Origin of the sequence: Streptomyces sp. NPDC059524, assembly GCF_042749255.1 — a bacterium.
GTDB classification, from domain to species: domain Bacteria; phylum Actinomycetota; class Actinomycetes; order Streptomycetales; family Streptomycetaceae; genus Streptomyces; species Streptomyces xanthii.
On the sequence record NZ_JBHYTK010000047.1, the window covers coordinates 1 to 16,915 of the forward strand.

A 16,915-nucleotide genomic window follows, 5' to 3' on the forward strand; every position below is an offset into this window, starting at 1 on the left:
GGGGGCGGGCGCTCCCTCGCCCCCCCCCCCCCCCGCGGCGCGCGTGTCGGTCTGGGGGGGGCGGCGCGCCGCGCGCGGGCGCGGGTGGGCCCCCCCCCGCGGGCGGCGGCCCGGGGCGCGGCGAGGAGCGCGACGTCGCCGGCCGAGAGGTTCCCCTGGTCCCACAAACCCGCCGGCTCCGGCGTGCCCCGTGGGACAGGTCCTATTGGCGCCCGGTGAAGAACACCGAGCGCAGCTTCAGGCGGTCGCTGGCGGGCCTTCCGTGCGGGCGCAGCGTCCAGGAGTCGCCCGTGCAGTCGGGCTCGGTGAACACCATCACCCATTCGTCGGTGTCGTTGTGCGGGGCGAAGGCCGGCTCGGAGGAGCCGGGGTCCGCGACCTCCGGCAGCGTGACACAGCCCGGGCTCGCCGGGTCGTGCAGGGTCGCCCTCTGCGGCAGGCCGCTGGGGTCGACGTGGGTGTAGGAGAAGTCGCCGTCGGCGGCCGACGCGGAGGCCGGCAGGGCGAGCGTGAGCGTGAGCGCGCCGAGGGCGGCGGCCAGGGTCGTACGAAGGCGCATCGAGGTTCCTTGCGGCAGGGCGAGTAGGTTCCCGCCCAGGCTGTCCCGTTCAAGATCACGGAAAGGGTTCTGCCGGGCCGTATTCACCCCAAGGGGGCCGTCCATGGGTCATGTGGGGGACGGGGCGGGCCCAGGGGTGGACCTGATGCTCCCGCAGAACGTGGTGCGACCTGTGCCCGCCATCGGCTCACGCGCCGCTTCGGACCGTGATGTCTCCGTTGCTGCTCCGCAGCCCGAGTCGGTACTTGCCCGACGGGTCGTCGGAGACGCCGATGGTCCTGTCCCCGTTGTCCGTGTCCGCCGTCACCTGATAACCGGCCTTCGGCAGGGTCAGGGTGATGTCTCCGTTGGAGGTCTGGGCCTGTACGTCCAGCGGGGTCGCCAGGTCGAGCTTGATCGCGCCGTTGGAGGTCTGTGCCTGGACGCGCGTGCCCTTGATGTCGTCCCCGGTGATCCTGCCGTTGGAGGTCCTCACCTCCACCGCGCCGGAGACGCCGTGCAGCTCGATGCGGCCGGAGCTGGTGGTCACGTTCACGGCCCCCACCTTGTTCAGGTGGACCGCGCCGCTGGACAGCTCACCGGTCACCGGAATGCCGGCGGGCACGTCGACGGTGTAGTCGACCGAGCAGCGGCTGCCGCAGCCGCCGAGGATCAGCACGCCGTTCTCGATCCGGTGGGTGGCGTCCCGCGGCTTGTCGTCCCGGTATTCGATCTCCCGTCGCAGGGACAACTTCCCATCGTCCTCAGTGCCGTTGACGGTGACACCACCCGACCCGTTCTCCACCCGCACAGAGGTGATCTTCCCGGACAGTGTGCTGGTGTCCTCGAAGGTCTCACCCTTGACCAGGCCGCACGCGGCGAGTCCGCCGGCGGTGAGTGCGGTGCCGCCAAGGCCCCAAGGCAGCGGAGTGCCTGACGCATGGATGTCCCCCAAGTGTCGTGAGCCGTCTGAACAGGCCCAAAGAAGATGCTGGTTCCGTGCCGGTCTCCGGCGCGACGCACCTCGACGCTATGGCGGTCGGCGGCACACGACCATGGGGTGTACCCCCGGGTTCAACCAGGGGCTGGCCTCAGCCCGGACGGTCCGGCAGCCTCCAAGTGGCCGGGATGTGGGGCCTGTTCATTCATTCCGAGGCCCCGATGTCCCGCTTGCGGCGGAAGTAGTCGTTGATGATCACGCGGAACCGGTCGGCGTCCGGCCGCGCCCAGTTGCGCATGAGCTCACTGCCGAAGGCGATCGAGGTGATCGGCTGCGCGCCGGCCTGCACCATCCGTTCGATGGCGGTGGCGTGCGACACGGGGGAGACGCCTCCGACAGCGTCGATGACGGGGTACACCTCGTAGCCCTCACGGAGCATGTCCAGGGTGGGGAACGCCAGACAGACCTCGGTCCACAGACCGGCCATGACGATCTTCTTCCGGCCGGTGGCCTCGATGGCGGCGCGGAAGTCCGCGTCCTCCCACGAGTTGACTCCCGTGCGGTCGATCTCGGGTACGGAGGCGAGTTCACGGGCGAGTTCGGGGACGGTGCCCTCGTTGACGCCCATGCCGACTCCGACGGTGGAGAGCACGGTGGGAATCTCGTACGCGCGGGCGAGCCGCGCCAGCGTCGTGGCGCCGAGATCGATCTCGGCGCGGCTGGTGGACCCGATCGTGGCGTACTGGCCCGCCTGATAGTCGATGAGGACCACGGCGCAGTTGTCCGGCGTGAGCAGATGGTCGCTCAGGGTGTCCCGTACCGGCTCGGGGGATATCTTGTGCGCGGGGTCGACGGTCATGGTGAGCTTCTCTCTTTCTCGGAGGAGAGTGCGCCGGGGAGCGGCTTGTGCTGAGCTTGGGGCCGTTGTTGAAGCTGCCACGACCGACACGCCGCCGCACGCCGGTCGTCGCTCGGCCGGCGAGGGGTGCGGGTGCCCGCCGTCCGCGTGACCCATGCGGTCCCGTGGTGGGAAGGTGGTGGGAGAGGCGGCCTGGAAAGGCAGGTGAACGCAATGGTCGAGCCGCTGCCCGGGGCGTACGAGGACAGCCGGTACGACGAGGCCCGCTCAGTACGTGTGCCGGCGGATCTGGCCTGGCTGAACGCGGCCGGGCGGCAGATCGGTACCACGCTCGACCTGCGGCGGACCACGCAGGAGCTGGTCGATTTCGTGGTGCCGGAGTTCGCCGACGGCGCGGCCGTCGACCTGCTCGAATCCGTACTGCGCGGCGCTGAGATCGACCGATGGCGAGGGCCGGGGATGCCGGCCATGCGGGCGATGGCGATCGCCTGGATCCCGCAGGTCCGCATGATCGAGGCGACCCCCGTCGGCAGCGCGACCTCGTTCGCCGGCTACGGCAGGGACGCTCTGACTTCTGGGGAGCCGGTTCTCGTGTCCCGGGTGACCCCTGAGGACTTCATGAAGATCGCCTCCACTCCGAGCGGCGCAGGTCAATTGCGGGCCGCCGGGGTGCACAGCTATATGGTCGTCCCGGTGGTCGCCCGCGGTGTGCTGCTGGGGCTCGCCGACTTCGTGCGCTCCGGTGACCGGCCGGGTTTCGACCGGGCCGATGTCGCGCTCGCGACCGAACTGCTCGGGAAGGCCGCCGTCGCCTTCGACAACGCGCGCCTGTACCAGCGGGAGCGTGACACGGTGGTGACGCTCCAGCACAGCCTGCTACCGCGCGAGTCTCCCCTCACCCTTCAGCTGGAGGCCCGTGCCAGCTACCAGCCGGCCCGCGACCGCCGTGTGGCGGGCGGCGACTGGTTCGACATCGCCGCGCTCCCCGGCGGCCGGACCGCCCTCGTGGTCGGCGACGTGCTCGGCGGCGGCCTGTCGGCGGCCGCGACCATGGGCCGCTTGCGGGGGATCGCCCGCGTCCTGCTCGCCCTGGACACGGTGCCGGAGCGGGTGCTCACCCGGCTGGACCTGGCCGCGCGTGACCTCGACGAGGAGCAGGTCGCCACCTGCCTGGTCGCTGTCTACGACCCGGCCGACGGCAGCTGTGCGCTGGCCTCCGCCGGGCACCTGCCGCCTCTCGTGGTCGACCGGGACGGCGACGCCCGCTTCGTCGACCTGCCGGTCGGCGGTCCGATCGGGGCCGGTGCGATCCCGTACGAGGGCGCCCGGATCACGTTGCCCCAGGGCGCGCGCCTCATGCTGTACACGGACGGCCTCACGAAGACGCGCGGTGGTGACCTGGCCCAGGACCTGGAGCGGCTGCGCCGGACCGCGGCCGAGATGCCCGCCGGGGCACCGGCACCCGGTGTGGACCAGCTGGCCACACCGGAACGATTCGATGACGCCGTCCTGCTCGTGGCCGACACCCACGACGCGGCAGAGGACATCCGGATGTGGGAGCTGCCCGCCGACGCGTCGGCCGGCAGCTTCGCGCGGAAGGTCGTGCGCGGGCAGCTGGCCGACTGGGGGCAGCCGGAGTTGCAGGATTCCGCGGAGCTGGTGGTCAGCGAGATGGTCGGCAACGCCATGCGGTACGGCAAGGGGCCGGGACCGCTCAGACTCGTGCGGCACGGCCGGGTGGTCGTGGAGCTCGCCGACCGGGGCCCCGATCTGCCGCAGATCCAGTTCGCGGCGCCGACCGACGAGGGCGGCCGCGGACTGCAACTGATCAACATGCTGTGCCGGCGTTGGGGCGCCTGCCGGACGGCCTACGGCAAATCGGTGTGGGCGGAACTCGACCTGCCGACGGAGCGGTAGACGGGGCGGTGCGCTTCGCTCCATCGCCCCCGATCGCTTCAAAAGTCCGCACGATCTCCCGGGAACGGACCATAGTCGCCCTGCACTGCGAGGGTGTTCAGGACGTCCGCAACAGGGGTGGGATCCAGAGGACCGACGTGTGACGCCCCGGGGAAGTCGTGCACGCGGAAGCGGTTGCCGGGTGTGGACGCGTCGGCTTCCGCGATCATCCGGTCCTGGAGCGCGGTGGCGATCGTACGGTCCCTGCCGAAACGCAGGTACGTGCGGGGGACGCGTCCCCAGGCGCCGGCCCGGCCCACCGCCCGTCCGGCATAGGCGGCGACGGGCTCGTCGGTCTGCATGCCGGCGAGTGTGCGGAGGAAGTCGGCGTCGGAGTAGTCCGCGCAGATCATCTCCTTCAGAAGGGCCAACTCGCTGCTGACACCCGTACGGAAGTTCAGCCGCAGGACCCCGAGCCGGTCCGGGTCGCCCACCGTCAGCTCCACCGGGCTGACGGCGTTCGCGTTCTCGGGTGCCGCCGTGCAGGCGTCCGCGGTGGGCAGAGCGCGGCTGGGGCAGAAGGCCGCCATGTAGCAGATGTGGTGCAGCAGTTGCGGGACGGCGTCGGCGACACGGCTGACCGACACGCCACCCAGACTGTGCCCGACCAGGACCACCGGGCCGTTCCCGGCGGCCTGCCGCACGATGCCCGTGACGCGCGCCTCGTAGTCGTCCAGCCCGAGGCCCTTGAGCGGGGAGGGCTCGACGGCCATCGCCGCGAGGTCCTGCCGCTGGTACGACTCCGGCACGAACGCCTCCGCGCCGTGCCGAGGCTGGTCCACCATGACCACGCGGTGGCCGCGCAACGCCAGTTCCCGTGCGATCGGCATCCAGAAGGCCCCGGCGCTGTGGGTGCCGTGCACCAGTACGTAAGTGGTGAGCCCGCGATGCGGGGCCGCCCCGGCCGAGGAGGTCCCGAGCCCGGTGGCCAGCGCCGTGCCTCCCGCCGCGAGCCCCAGCCCACGCAGCGCCGCTCGCCGGGTGGCGCCTTTTCGTTGTGCGTTCGTGTCATCGCTCATGAACACAACGCTATGAACGGCCCGTTCGGCCCACCATCGGCCCAGCACCCCTGCAGAGGTGGAACCAGAAACACCCTGCCGTGCGGGACCAGATGCCCCGGCGCAGGCCCCGCTGCCGTGGCCGAGGAATGCGGAGGCCGTCTGAGAGAGCGGCCCGGAGCGCTCGGGTGGGTGTCCGGCCGTTCGTGTACGCGAGCCCGCTCGGTTCAGCGGGCCGCCGTGGTCAGAAGCTGCCCCATGGCGGCGAGGACGGACGGCTCGACCCGGTAGTAGACCCAGGTCCCGCGTCGCTCGGACGTGAGCAGACCGGCGTCCTTCAGCTTCTTCAGGTGGTGGGAGACGGTCGGCTGCGAGACGCCCACGTCGGAGATGTCGCACACGCACGCCTCGCCCCCCTCGTGCGAGGCGACCAGGGAGAACAGTCGCAGCCGCACCGGATCGCCGAGCGCCTTGAACATCTTCGCGGTCCGCTCGGCCTCCTCGGCGCTCAGGGGGCGCTCGGTCAGCGGCGGGCAGCACGGTGCGACAGCCTCGTCCGACTGGTTCAGGACCGGCAGCTCCACCACGCGAGTATTCGACATACGTCGATATTGACACTTGTCGATGCCGCGTGGCAAGGTCGTCCATATCGACATCTGTCGAAACAGCAGTCCGGTGCCCCTGACCTGCCCTGGAGAACGTGATGACTGACAAGAGCGCGCCCGCCTCCCTGCCGACCGTGGTCATCGGTGCCGGCCCCATCGGCCTGGCCGCCGCGGCCAACCTGGTCGAGCGGGGCCTGGAACCGCTCGTCCTGGAGGCCGGACCGCAGCCAGCGGCGGCGGTCCGCGCATGGGCGCACGTCCGACTCTTCTCCACCTGGGGCGAGGTCGTGGACCCGGCCGCCGAGAAGCTCCTCGCGCCCACCGGCTGGACCCGTCCCGACCCGGCGACGTATCCGTCCGGCTCCGACTGGGCCGAGCAGTATCTGCAGCCCCTCGCCGACGCGCTCGGCGACAAGGTCCGCACCGGCGCCACCGTCACCGGGGTCTCGCGCGCGGGCCGGGACCGCATCGTCGACGCCGACCGCGACACCCAGCCCTTCGTCGTCCACGTCACGTACGCCGACGGCAGCGAGGAGCGCCTCTTCGCCCGCGCCGTCATCGACGCCTCCGGCACCTGGGCCACCCCGTCGCCGGCCGGCGGCAGCGGCTTGCCCGCGCTCGGCGAGCGCGCCGCATCCGACCGCATCACCTACCGCGTGCCCGATCTCGACGACCCCGACGTCCGGCGCCGCTACGCCGGAAGGCGCACCGCGGTCATCGGCTCCGGTGCCTCCGCGTTCACCGCCCTGGCCGGCCTGGCCCACCTCGCCAAGGCCCCTGACGGCGCGGGCACCACGGGCGTATGGATTCTGCGGCGCGGTATCTCCGGCTCCACCTTCGGTGGTGGCGCCTCCGACCAGCTCCCGGCCCGCGGCGCCCTCGGCCTGGCCGCGAAGGCGGCTGTCGACGACGGACACGCGGACGCGGTCACCGGCTTCCGCACCGACGCCGTCGAACGCGACGCGGACGGCCGGCTCGTCCTGGTCGCCGAGGACGGCCGCCGCCTCGACCCGGTCGACGAGGTCGTCGTGCTCACCGGCTTCCGCCCGGACCTGTCCTTCCTCTCCGAGATCCGGCTGCGCCTGGACGAGCGGCTCGAAGCCCCCGTCGAACTGGCCCCGCTGATCGACCCCAACCAGCACTCCTGCGGCACCGTCTACCCCCACGGTCACCGAGAGCTCTCCCACCCCGAACACGGCATCTACCTCGTCGGCATGAAGTCCTACGGCCGCGCCCCGACCTTCCTCGCCCTGACCGGCTACGAGCAGGTCCGCTCCGTCGTCGCCGCGATCGCCGGGGACACGGACGCGGCCGACCGCGTCGAACTCACCCTCCCCGAGACCGGTGTGTGCGGCGGTGCCGGCCTCTTCGACACCCCGGCCGCAGAGCAGGAGCCGGCGGGCGGCTGCTGCGCACCGGCCCCGGCTCTGATCGAGCTCGGCGCCGTCGGCACCTTGCAGGCTCCCGCATCCGGCGGCTGCTGAACCGTCATCGCCCGATCCGCGCTCCACGGCTCCACGACAGGAGGACCCACCATGTCCCGTGTGCAACTGGCGCTGCGCGTGCCCGACCTCGACGCCTCGATCGCCTTCTACAGCAAGCTGTTCCACACCCAGCCGGCCAAAGTCCGCGACGGCTACGCCAACTTCGCCCTCACCAAGCCCCCGCTCAAGCTCGTCCTGATCCAGGGCGAGCCCGAGCAGGACACGCGCATGGACCACCTCGGCGTAGAGGTCGACTCGGCCGAAGACGTCCGCGCCGCCACTGTCCGCCTGGCCGGCGAAGGGCTCGACACCACCGTCGAGAACGACACCACCTGCTGCTACGCCCTCCAGGACAAGGTCTGGGTCCACGGGCCCGGACAGGAGCCCTGGGAGGTCTACGTCGTCAAAGCCGACGCCGACCGCCTGGCCAGGCAGACCTCGAGCGTCTGCTGCGACCGTCCGGACCAGGCGGCGGCAGCGTCCGACTGCTGCTGAGGACACCGCCGCGGACGCCGCCCAACACCCCGCCCGGACACGGGAATCCGGGGTCAGAAGAGCAGGGTGATCTTTCCAGACAAGCCGCCCTGGCGGAAGCGGGCGTGCGCGGCTCGGACATCGTGGAGGCTGAAGGCGGCGTGCACGCGAAGCCGCAGGGACCCCTCGTCGACGAGCTCGGACAGCTCGGTCAGGCCCGCGCCGTCCTCGCGCACCTGGTTGACGGTGGTGCGCACGCCGCGCGAGGACAGGTCGGGGACCGGACCGGCCTGCGTGGCGACGGACGCGTACCGGCCGCCATCGGCCACCGCTTCGGTCACGAACGCCCCGAAGGTGTCGAAGACGGCGTCATAGTGCCGGTCGCGCAGCGCGTCGCGGTCGGTGGTGACGAGGCCGCCACCGTGGTCGCGGGCGAAAGCGACCTGCGCCTCCCGGGAGACCAGGGCATCGACCTCCACGCCACGCGCACGGGCGATCTGCAACGCCGACCCGCCCACCGCACCCGCGGCCCCGGCGATCAGGAGCCGCTCGCCCGGCTCGACCGCCAGCCAGTCCAGCGTCTGCAAGGCCGTCAGCCCGGGAAGCGGCAAGGTGGCCGCCTCGGACAGGCTGACGGAGCGCGGCGCGGGCGCGACCGCCTGCGCGGGTAGCACGACCAGGTCGGCCCAGGTCCCACGCCCGGTGCTGAGCTGGTGCGACATGGCGATGACGCGTTCACCGGGGCGCAGGCCGGTGCTCCCGCCGTCGACCACGATGCCGGCCAGATCCCAGCCGAGCGTCATCGGCAGCGGAGGCGCTCCTTCACCGATGGCCCCCTCCCGTGTCTTGTCGTCGACCGGGTTGATGCTGGTCGCGACGGCGCGGATCAGCACCTCGCCGGAGCCGCGTCCGAGTGCGCGTTCGGGAACCTCGACCACGTCGAGGATGTCAGGAGTGCCGAAGCGATCGATCCGTATGGCGCGCACGAGGAGTCCTTCAGATGGCGGGTCCGACAGCAGGTGCCAACACCGTTGATGATCAAGCGATTCCCGGCATGGCCTCCGGGGATGACCCGTTCACGTCGTGTCCGTCACGCGGGCTTCGGCGCGGGCGCGGACAGGGGCGCGTCGATGTCGTAGATGCGCGCGTCGACATGGTCCAGGGCGTGCCGGACGGCTCCGAGCATGACGGCCTGATCGCCCAGTTTCGAGATCGCCAGGGCGGGTGGTTCCAGGCACAGCGGGTCCAGGTGGCGGCGCAGGGGCTCCATCAGGACGTCCGCCGAACGGGACACGCCGCCGCCCAGGACCACCAGGTCGGGGTCGACCGTGAGGACGAGCGCGGCGATGCCTTCGGCCAGATCCTGGGCGAATCGGTCCACCGCTTCCAGAGCGGCCGGATCGCCGGAGCGGGCCGCGGTGAAGACGAGGGCGCCCACCTGCTCGCGCGGAGTTCCCTCGGGCAGCCGCGGATACTCCGTCAGATGGGCGGGGGCCCGGTGCCAGCCGACCAGCGGCAGGGCGCCGATCTCGCCCGCCGCGCCCCGGCGCCCGCGGTGCAGTTCGCCCCGGATGAGGATGCCGCAGCCGGTGCGCATGCCGGACAGGACGAAGACGACGTCGTCGACCTCTTGTGCCACCCCGGTCCAGCGCTCTGCCAGGGCCGCCAGGTTGCAGTCGTTCTCGACGAGGACGGGGACGTCGAAGTCCCGGCCGACCTCGGCGGCGAGATCGAGGCCGGTCCATTCGGGCAGGCTGTCGGACAGGCGGACCGTTCCCGAGGAACTCACCACGCCTGTCGTGCCCACGCACACGGCCATGACGTCGGCCCGGGTGAGCTCGGCCGCCGCGAGTGCCGCCGCCGTGGCGGCGCGCACGGCGGCGAGTCTCCCGGCGCGGCCGGTCGTGGCGTCCACCGCGGCGCAATGGCGGCCGGCGGGTTCTCCGTCCAGGTCGCAGACGACCGCGCGGATGCTGGAGGCGCCCACGTCGATGCCGAGGACGTGTCCGGCCTCGGCGCGGAAGCGGAACAGGCGCCGGGGGCGGCCCATGTGACCCGCCTGCGGCGGCACTTCGCCCAGCCACCCCATGCCGGTCAGCTCCTCGACGAGTCCTTCGACCGTGGGCCGGGAGAGCTCCGCACGAGCCGCCAACTCCGTGAGCCCGATGGGTGGTCCGCCCCGCAGCGCCCGCATGGTGGCGACCATGTTGATCCGCCGCATACGCGATCCGTCGCTCCCGCGAATCTTCAACTACACACACCTCAACGTGTATTGACAGAACCCAACACTACTAATAAAAACATCCTTCATTAGTAAGTCGCAAGCAGCCAGCGGAGGTTGTCGATGCACGGTCCGGAAGTCGAGCTCGCGGTCATCGGCGCAGGCCTGAGGGGTACGGGGTACGCCCGCCGTGCCCGCGAAACCGGCCGGGCGCGCATCACGGCCGTGGCCGAACCGGACCGGGAACGCCGCACCCGCTTCGCCGAGGAGCACGGCATCGACGAGCGGAACGTGTTCGAGGACTGGCGCGACCTCCTGGACCGCGACCGTCTCGCCGACGCGGTGATCATCTCGACGCAGGACAGCATGCACGTCGAACCCGCCGTCCGCGCCGCCGAACTCGGCTACCACCTCCTGGTGGAGAAGCCGATGGCGCCGACCGAGAAGGAAGCCGCACAGATCACCGAGGCGGCCGAACGCCACGGCGTCCTCCTCGCCGTCTGCCACGTCATGCGCTACACCCGCTACACCGAGACGCTCAAGGAGATCCTCGACGCCGGGCGCATCGGCGACGTCATGAACATCCAGCACCTCGAACAGGTCGGATGGTGGCACCAGGCCCACTCCTTCGTCCGCGGCAACTGGAGCAACGAGGCCGCCTCCGCCCCGATGCTCCTCGCGAAGGCCTGCCACGACCTGGACTGGATCGTCCACATCAAGGGAGCCCTGCCCGAACGGGTCTCCTCCTTCGGGAACCTCGTGCACTTCCGCCCGGAGCGGCGCCCCGGGAACGCCGCCGACAACTGCCTCGACTGCCCGGTGGAGAGCACCTGCCCCTACTCCGCCAAGCGGATCTACCTGGACTGCCTCGGTGACCCGGCCAAGGAGTGGTGGCCGCTGTCCGCCGTCACCGACGACCACACCGAACACGGCGTTCTCACCGCCCTGCGCGAAGGACCGTACGGCCGCTGCGTCTACGCCTCGGACAACGACGTCGTCGACAGCCAGGTGGTGGACCTGGAGTTCGGCGACGGCACCACCGCCAGCTTCATGATGACCGCCTTCGCCGCCCTGGAACACCGCAAGACCCGCGTCTTCGGCACCCACGGCTCCATCGAGGGCGACGGCGTGAACCTCCGCGTCCACGACTTCCTCACCGACACCTACTCCACCGTCGTCACCGACACGAGCCCCGGGGCCTCGGCGGCCGAAGGGCACGGCGGCGGAGACGAGGTCCTCCTGGACGCCTTCGTCGAAGCCGTACGCGGCAAGGATCCGACCCTCATCCGCTCCACCGGCCGCGAAAGCCTCGACACCCACCGGGTGGTCTGGGCCGCCGAGACGGCCCGTCGCACCCGCACGGTCAGCACCCTCGCCCCGCAGGACAGACCACTCACCGGAAAGACGATGTGATGAAGCAGCCCCTGACCCGCACCACCGCCCTCGCCCTGCTGTGCACCCTGGCCTTCGGCGCGAGCGCCTGCGGCAAGAAGAACAGCGGCGACTCCGCCGAAGGAGCAGCGGACAAGTCCTTCTCGTACACCTCCACCTGGGGCAAGGACGAGCCGCAGGCGAAGATCTTCCGCGCGGCGATCGCCGACTTCACGGCGAGCACCGGCATCAAGGTCGACGTGAAGTGGATGGGCCGCAACGGCACCGACACCCTCGCCACCGAGATGGCCGCCGGACGGGGCCCCGACCTCTTCGACACCGGCACCGACACCATGGGCAAGCTCCGCGCCCAGAACCTGCTGGCCCCCCTCGAAGACGTCCTGAACGAGAAGATCCCGGGGGAGGGCAAGACCGTCGGGGACGTCCTGCCGGCCGCCGCCGAGGAAGCGTCGAGCGACGAGAAGGGCCTCGGCCTCATACCCCACACCGTCATCTCGACGGGCGTGTGGTTCGACGCGGACAAGCACCCCGACCTCGCCAAGACCCCGCCGCGGACCTGGACCGAGTTCACCGCCTACCTGGACAAGGCGAAGAGGGACGGCCGCACCCCCATCGGCCAGGACGGCACCGTCCCCTTCTACAACGCCTACTGGTTCTACTCCGCGCTGGTGCGCGCCAACGGAGCCGGCAGCCTGCACGCGCTCGGCACCGACGCCTCGGCCTGGGACAGACCCGAGGTCCTGGCAGCGGCAAAGCAGGTGCAGCAACTTGCCGAGGGCGGCTACTTCCAGAAGGACTTCACTGCCACCAAGTACCCGGCCGCACAGGACAGGTTCGCCACCGGCGGCTACGACCTCAACATCAACGGCACCTGGCTGACCAGTGAGATCAAGCCGAAGCTGCCCGCCGACGCCAAGATCGAGTCCTTCCAGTACCCGGCCGGCGGAAAGAACTCCGTCGAAGCCGGAACGCTCGGCTGGGGCGTCAACGCCAAGGGCAAGCACCCCGAGGCCGCCAAGAAGTTCCTCGCCTTCTTCCAGCAGAAGAAGTACGCCTCCCGCATCGGGACCGAGGCACTGAACATCCCCGCCCGGTCCGGCGTGCCCGCCCCCGAGAACCTCACCGGCATGCAGAAGACCATCACCGACGCCACCGCCGTCCACAAGCCGTACGACGGAGCCCCCGCCCTCAACGCCTGGTGGACCGACATCTTCATGCCGCTCGACGACAAGCTGCTCGGCGGAAAGATCACCGCTCGGGAGTTCGTGGCCCAGGGCAAGGAGAAGAGCGCCGCCTCCATCAAGGCCAACAGCTGACCCTGCCCGGCAGCACCTCGGCACAGCCACCGACCCACGCCCCGGCCCCCGACAGCCCCGAAGCAGGTGACCATGAGCGCGACAGCAACCCGGACCCCGCGCGAATCCAGGCCGACCGGCGCGCCGCCCGATCGAGCGAGCAGCACGCGACACACGGTCAAGCCCGCGCGGGAGAGAGCGTTCTGGCGCTTTCTGACCCCGGCTCTCGCGCTCTACACCGCGCTGTTCGTGGTGCCTTCGCTCTACGGGGTCTGGGTCAGCCTGTACCGCTGGCCCGGCCCCGGCTCCGAGATGACCTGGCGTGGCCTGAAGAACTACACGTCCCTCCTCGACAACGAAGCGTTCCTGTCCTCGTTCTGGAACACCCTGGTCCTGGCCGTGGGCGGGGGAGGGGTCGTCTTCGCGGTCACGTTCCTCGCCATGACCGTGCTGCGCCAGCTCAAGGGCAGGGCGTTCATCCGGGCCGTGGTGTTCCTGCCCATGATCATCTCGGCGATCGCCGTCGGTGCCGCCATCGGATTCCTCCTCAACCCCGACGGCGCCGTCAACGACATCCTCGCCGTGTTCGGGATCGACGGACTGCCCTGGCTCGGCCCCGACCTCGTGTTCCGCTGCGTCATCGCGGGCCTCGTCTGGTCCTCCACCGGCTTCTACATCGCCCTGATGATGTCCGCCGTCGACGCCATCCCCCCGCACCTCTACGAGGACGCCCACCTGAGCGGCGCCACCAAGTGGGAGCAGTTCCGGTACATCACACTCCCGTTGACGTGGGACGTCTTCTCCGTGGCCGCCGTGCTCTGGGTGGTCAACAGCCTCAAGGTGTTCGAGATCGTCCTCGCCTTCACCACCGGCGGTACGCCGGGCAACCCGCCGCTGGAGGCCCGCACGGTCGCCGTGCAGCAGTACATCTCCATCGCCGGCGGCACCACGGTCCCCGACCTGGGACAAGGAGCGGCCATGGGCGTGGTCGTCGTCCTGATCACCGCAGTTCTGATCCTGCTGATCCGGCGCGTCACCCGCCGCGACCGAGTGGAGCTCTCGTGAACCCCGTCAGAAGCAACCGCGCGCCGGCCCGGATCGTCGGGGACATCCTGCTCCCCAGGCTCACCGCGATCGCCCTGTGGCTCTGGGTGGCCTTCAACCTCCTCCTGGTCGCCTGGGTCGGCCTCCAGTCGCTCAAGTCCTCGCGCGACGTGTGGATCCACCCGTTCTCCCTGCCGACCGCACCACAGTGGGCGAACTACTCCTCCGCGTGGCAGGCCGCCCAGTTCTCGAAGGCGGCCCTCAACAGCGTGCTGCTGACCGCCGTGGGCGCGTTCCTCATCGTCGCCGTCGCGGCCCCCGCCGCGTATGCGCTCGCCCGCTCGTCACGCCGTGCGGCGGGCGCCCTGACCAGCTACTTCGCGATGGGCATGAGCATTCCGCTCCAGACCCTGATCATTCCGATCGTCGTGGTCAAACTGTCCGTCAGCACCTTCATGGTGGACTGGGTGACCGGCTGGTGGGACGACCGCATCACCCTGCTCGTCTTCGAGGTCGCGCTCTCGCTGCCCTTCGCCGTCTTCGTCCTCACGGGCTACTTCCGTTCGCTGCCCGGCGAGGTCGAGGAAGCCGCCGAACTCGACGGGGCCGGCCCCCTGCGCACCTTCGTCCAGGTCATGGTCCCGCTGGCCCGTCCCGGCATCGTCACCGTGCTGGTCCTCAACGTGATCGGCCTGTGGAACTCCACCCTGCTGGTCATGGTGATCGCGCCGGGAGAGGACGAACGCACACTGCCCGTCGCCCTGCTCAACCTCTACGGCACCATGCAGTACTCCTCCGACTGGGGCGGCATGTTCGCCGGCATCGCGATCCTCGTCTACCCGATGGTCGTCCTCTACCTGTGGTGCGGCCGTCGCATCGTCGACGGCATGACCGCGGGCATCGGCAAGTAGCCCATCACGGGCCGGGCCGGCCCCTCGCCACCTGCCCCACCGCACACGTACACGCACCTCCCGTGATCCGCGCCGGACCACGACGCACCACGACTTCAGGAACCACCCCATGTGACACAGACCTTTCCCCCAGGAGGCTCCATGCACAGCAGGCGCGCCCTTCTCACCGCCGCGCTCGGCACCGCTCTGACGGTCACGCTGCCGGCCGGCACCGCGAGAGCGGCCACGGGCACGACGTACTACGTGGACTCCACCGCCGGCGACGACTCCGCGCCCGGCACCTCCACCACCACGCCCTGGCGCACCCTGACCCGGGTGAACCAGCACACCTTCCAGCCGGGCGACACGGTCCGTTTCCTCGCCGGAGGCACCTGGACCGGCCAGTTCGCCCCCAAGGGCTCCGGAGCCGAGGGCGCGCCGGTGACCGCGACCTCGTACGGCACCGGTGCCAAGCCCCACATCGCCGGCGACAACACCGTCCCCTCGGCCGTCCTCCTGGAGAACCTCAGGCACTGGACGTTCGACGGCCTGGAGATCACCAACGGCACCGGATCCACCACCTGGCGCGTCGGCGTCGAGGTCCGCGCCAAGGACATCGGCGCCGTCCCCGGCATCACCCTGCGCAACCTGTACGTCCACAAGATCGACGGCGTGGCCCAGGTCGGCTCGGGCAACATCGGCTCGGCCGGCATCCTCGTCAACGTCCGCGGCAACAGCGTCCCGACCTACTACACGGGCATGCTGATCGAGAAGAACGAGATCGCCGACACCAAGGCCTACGGCATCACCACCTGGTCCACCTGGATGCAGCGCGAGGGCTGGACCTCCCTGTGGGGCGAACTCAACATCCCCTCGGGCGAGTACGGCCCCTTCAAGCCCAGCACCGGCCTGATCATCCGCGGCAACCACGTCCACGACGTCGGCTCCGGCGGCATCAACCCCAACCAGGTCGCCGACACCCTCATCGAGTACAACACCGTGGCCCGTCCCACCTCCACGACCACCAACGTCGGCATCTGGTGGTCCGGCGCCGACCGCACCACGGTCCAGTTCAACGAGGTGTACGGAGCACGGTTCGGCGGCCGGGGACTGGACTGCACCGCCTTCGACGCGGACGCCTCCACCCACGACAGCCTCGTGCAGTACAACTACAGCCACGACAACGGCGGCGGCTTCTTCATCTCCGTGTCGCTCGGCACCGCACCGGCCAGCGCGATCGTCCGCTACAACGTCAGCCAGAACGACGGCAACGAGATATTCACCTTTTCCACCAACACCGATGGCGTGGACGTCTACAACAACACCGTCTTCGTCGGATCCTCGCCCAGCCGCCCGCTCTACAAGATCGCGCAGGTCTACCACAACCCGAAGAACGTCACCTTCCGCAACAACCTCTTCGTCAACCAGGCGAACCTGGCCTACGACACCGCCGGGATCACCTACCGCAACAACCTGTACCAAGGCGGCCCCGTCCCGCCGGACAGCGCGGCGATCACCGGGGACCCCAAGCTGACCGCCCCCGGCACAGCCACCTCACGTACCGACCTCACCGGCTACCGCCCGCTCTCCGGATCAGCCGCGATCGGCGCGGGTCTCGCCATCTCCGGCAACGGCGGCCGGGACATCCTGGGCGCCACCCTCCCCACCGCCGTGGCGGTCGGCGCGGTCGAGGGCCTGCCCGGCAGCTACGGCGCACCGGTCGCCTCCACCACGATGGGCACCGGCCAGGGATCCATCGCCGCCGTGGTCGACGGCAAGGAGTCGACGAGCTGGGCGAGCCCGGTCGACGTGACCCTGCCCGGCAGCATCACGATCGACTACAGGACCACCCGCCGCATCGCCTCACTCACCCTGGCCACCCACTTCGGCCAGGGCCAGGGATTCACCCGCGTCGACATCCAGACCTGGAACGGATCGGCCTGGACCACCCGACTGGCCGACGCCACCGTCACCTGGGCCGGCAACACGTCCACCGTGGAACGCCGCACCCTCACCCTGCCCACCCCCGTCGACACCTCGCAACTCCGCCTCGTCGTCAAGGCGGCCAACCGCCAGTGGGGCAACATCGCCGTCAATGAACTCACGGTCGCCTGACGCGACTGGGCCGGGGCCCCCCCCGGCCGGCGCGCCCCCCGCCCCCCGGCGCCGGGGTCCCCGCCCGCCGCCCCCGCCAGCGCGGCCGCCCCCCTCCCCCAAAC

Annotated in this window: 15 protein-coding genes; 8 read left to right on the forward strand and 7 right to left on the reverse strand. The window is 70.6% G+C overall.

The genetic code is table 11. The annotated features are described in order from the left end of the window. Nucleotides 1-202: 202 nt before the first annotated feature. The 3 genes from ACFW9D_RS15785 to ACFW9D_RS15795 all read right to left on the reverse strand — a co-directional run bounded on the left by ACFW9D_RS15785 (nucleotide 203) and on the right by ACFW9D_RS15795 (nucleotide 2,337). On the reverse strand, nucleotides 203-559 hold the full coding sequence (locus ACFW9D_RS15785; protein ID WP_384622261.1) for a hypothetical protein: 357 nt from the start codon (nucleotides 557-559) through the stop codon (nucleotides 203-205). A 187-nt stretch (nucleotides 560-746) separates the two neighbouring features. Continuing rightward, entirely contained in the window at nucleotides 747-1,289 is a 543-nt protein-coding gene (locus ACFW9D_RS15790) for a DUF4097 domain-containing protein (RefSeq protein ID WP_384622264.1), read from the reverse strand. 394 nt (nucleotides 1,290-1,683) lie between these two features. Next, nucleotides 1,684-2,337: a hydrolase gene (locus tag ACFW9D_RS15795; protein WP_384622267.1), complete on the reverse strand. Its 654-nt coding sequence runs from the start codon at nucleotides 2,335-2,337 to the stop codon at nucleotides 1,684-1,686. A gap of 213 nt (nucleotides 2,338-2,550) precedes the next feature. Here ACFW9D_RS15795 and ACFW9D_RS15800 point away from each other — a divergent pair, with 213 nt between their 5' ends. Beyond that, nucleotides 2,551-4,254, forward strand: a complete 1,704-nt coding sequence (locus ACFW9D_RS15800) for a SpoIIE family protein phosphatase (protein ID WP_384622392.1) — start codon at nucleotides 2,551-2,553, stop codon at nucleotides 4,252-4,254. A 38-nt stretch (nucleotides 4,255-4,292) separates the two neighbouring features. Here ACFW9D_RS15800 and ACFW9D_RS15805 read toward each other — a convergent pair whose 3' ends face one another. Together ACFW9D_RS15805 and ACFW9D_RS15810 are read right to left on the reverse strand one after the other, a co-directional pair. Continuing rightward, entirely contained in the window at nucleotides 4,293-5,318 is a 1,026-nt protein-coding gene (locus ACFW9D_RS15805; RefSeq protein ID WP_384622270.1) for an alpha/beta hydrolase, read from the reverse strand. Nucleotides 5,319-5,518: 200 nt separating this feature from the next. Further along, nucleotides 5,519-5,893, reverse strand: a complete 375-nt coding sequence (locus tag ACFW9D_RS15810) for an ArsR/SmtB family transcription factor (protein ID WP_384622272.1) — start codon at nucleotides 5,891-5,893, stop codon at nucleotides 5,519-5,521. A 101-nt stretch (nucleotides 5,894-5,994) separates the two neighbouring features. Here ACFW9D_RS15810 and ACFW9D_RS15815 point away from each other — a divergent pair, with 101 nt between their 5' ends. Both ACFW9D_RS15815 and ACFW9D_RS15820 read left to right on the forward strand, forming a co-directional pair. Beyond that, nucleotides 5,995-7,380, forward strand: coding sequence for an NAD(P)-binding domain-containing protein (locus tag ACFW9D_RS15815; protein ID WP_384622275.1), 1,386 nt, complete (start codon nucleotides 5,995-5,997; stop codon nucleotides 7,378-7,380). 51 nt (nucleotides 7,381-7,431) lie between these two features. Then, nucleotides 7,432-7,875 (forward strand): ArsI/CadI family heavy metal resistance metalloenzyme, encoded by a 444-nt coding sequence (locus tag ACFW9D_RS15820; RefSeq protein WP_384622278.1) that lies wholly within the window; start codon nucleotides 7,432-7,434, stop codon nucleotides 7,873-7,875. Nucleotides 7,876-7,928: 53 nt separating this feature from the next. Here ACFW9D_RS15820 and ACFW9D_RS15825 read toward each other — a convergent pair whose 3' ends face one another. Both ACFW9D_RS15825 and ACFW9D_RS15830 read right to left on the reverse strand, forming a co-directional pair. Then, nucleotides 7,929-8,840: an NADP-dependent oxidoreductase gene (locus tag ACFW9D_RS15825; protein ID WP_384622280.1), complete on the reverse strand. Its 912-nt coding sequence runs from the start codon at nucleotides 8,838-8,840 to the stop codon at nucleotides 7,929-7,931. A gap of 104 nt (nucleotides 8,841-8,944) precedes the next feature. Next, nucleotides 8,945-10,075, reverse strand: a complete 1,131-nt coding sequence (locus tag ACFW9D_RS15830; RefSeq protein WP_384622283.1) for an ROK family protein — start codon at nucleotides 10,073-10,075, stop codon at nucleotides 8,945-8,947. 123 nt (nucleotides 10,076-10,198) lie between these two features. Between ACFW9D_RS15830 and ACFW9D_RS15835 the strand changes: the two genes are divergently transcribed. From ACFW9D_RS15835 to ACFW9D_RS15855, 5 genes are all read left to right on the forward strand, one after another. Further along, nucleotides 10,199-11,488 (forward strand): Gfo/Idh/MocA family protein, encoded by a 1,290-nt coding sequence (locus ACFW9D_RS15835; protein ID WP_384622286.1) that lies wholly within the window; start codon nucleotides 10,199-10,201, stop codon nucleotides 11,486-11,488. Continuing rightward, nucleotides 11,488-12,783, forward strand: coding sequence for an ABC transporter substrate-binding protein (locus tag ACFW9D_RS15840; RefSeq protein WP_384622289.1), 1,296 nt, complete (start codon nucleotides 11,488-11,490; stop codon nucleotides 12,781-12,783). The genes ACFW9D_RS15835 and ACFW9D_RS15840 overlap by 1 nt, the downstream gene beginning before the upstream one ends. A gap of 72 nt (nucleotides 12,784-12,855) precedes the next feature. Further along, nucleotides 12,856-13,827 (forward strand): carbohydrate ABC transporter permease, encoded by a 972-nt coding sequence (locus ACFW9D_RS15845; protein WP_384622292.1) that lies wholly within the window; start codon nucleotides 12,856-12,858, stop codon nucleotides 13,825-13,827. Continuing rightward, entirely contained in the window at nucleotides 13,824-14,717 is an 894-nt protein-coding gene (locus ACFW9D_RS15850) for a carbohydrate ABC transporter permease (RefSeq protein WP_384622295.1), read from the forward strand. The genes ACFW9D_RS15845 and ACFW9D_RS15850 overlap by 4 nt, the downstream gene beginning before the upstream one ends. Before the next feature lie 141 nt (nucleotides 14,718-14,858). Continuing rightward, the gene (locus ACFW9D_RS15855) at nucleotides 14,859-16,811 is read left to right on the forward strand and encodes a discoidin domain-containing protein (RefSeq protein ID WP_384622298.1); all 1,953 of its coding nucleotides are present in this window, start codon (nucleotides 14,859-14,861) and stop codon (nucleotides 16,809-16,811) included. Nucleotides 16,812-16,915: the final 104 nt, after the last annotated feature.

What these genes read in the sequence shown, in the direction of transcription:
- ACFW9D_RS15810 (WP_384622272.1), bottom strand. Translation starts at nt 5,893, where the DNA reads ATGTCGAATACTCGCGTGGTGGAGCTGCCGGTCCTGAACCAGTCGGAC.
- ACFW9D_RS15830 (WP_384622283.1), bottom strand. Translation starts at nt 10,075, where the DNA reads ATGCGGCGGATCAACATGGTCGCCACCATGCGGGCGCTGCGGGGCGGA.
- ACFW9D_RS15800 (WP_384622392.1), top strand. Translation starts at nt 2,551, where the DNA reads ATGGTCGAGCCGCTGCCCGGGGCGTACGAGGACAGCCGGTACGACGAG.
- ACFW9D_RS15795 (WP_384622267.1), bottom strand. Translation starts at nt 2,337, where the DNA reads ATGACCGTCGACCCCGCGCACAAGATATCCCCCGAGCCGGTACGGGAC.
- ACFW9D_RS15855 (WP_384622298.1), top strand. Translation starts at nt 14,859, where the DNA reads ATGCACAGCAGGCGCGCCCTTCTCACCGCCGCGCTCGGCACCGCTCTG.
- ACFW9D_RS15840 (WP_384622289.1), top strand. Translation starts at nt 11,488, where the DNA reads ATGAAGCAGCCCCTGACCCGCACCACCGCCCTCGCCCTGCTGTGCACC.
- ACFW9D_RS15845 (WP_384622292.1), top strand. Translation starts at nt 12,856, where the DNA reads ATGAGCGCGACAGCAACCCGGACCCCGCGCGAATCCAGGCCGACCGGC.
- ACFW9D_RS15835 (WP_384622286.1), top strand. Translation starts at nt 10,199, where the DNA reads ATGCACGGTCCGGAAGTCGAGCTCGCGGTCATCGGCGCAGGCCTGAGG.
- ACFW9D_RS15785 (WP_384622261.1), bottom strand. Translation starts at nt 559, where the DNA reads ATGCGCCTTCGTACGACCCTGGCCGCCGCCCTCGGCGCGCTCACGCTC.
- ACFW9D_RS15815 (WP_384622275.1), top strand. Translation starts at nt 5,995, where the DNA reads ATGACTGACAAGAGCGCGCCCGCCTCCCTGCCGACCGTGGTCATCGGT.
- ACFW9D_RS15820 (WP_384622278.1), top strand. Translation starts at nt 7,432, where the DNA reads ATGTCCCGTGTGCAACTGGCGCTGCGCGTGCCCGACCTCGACGCCTCG.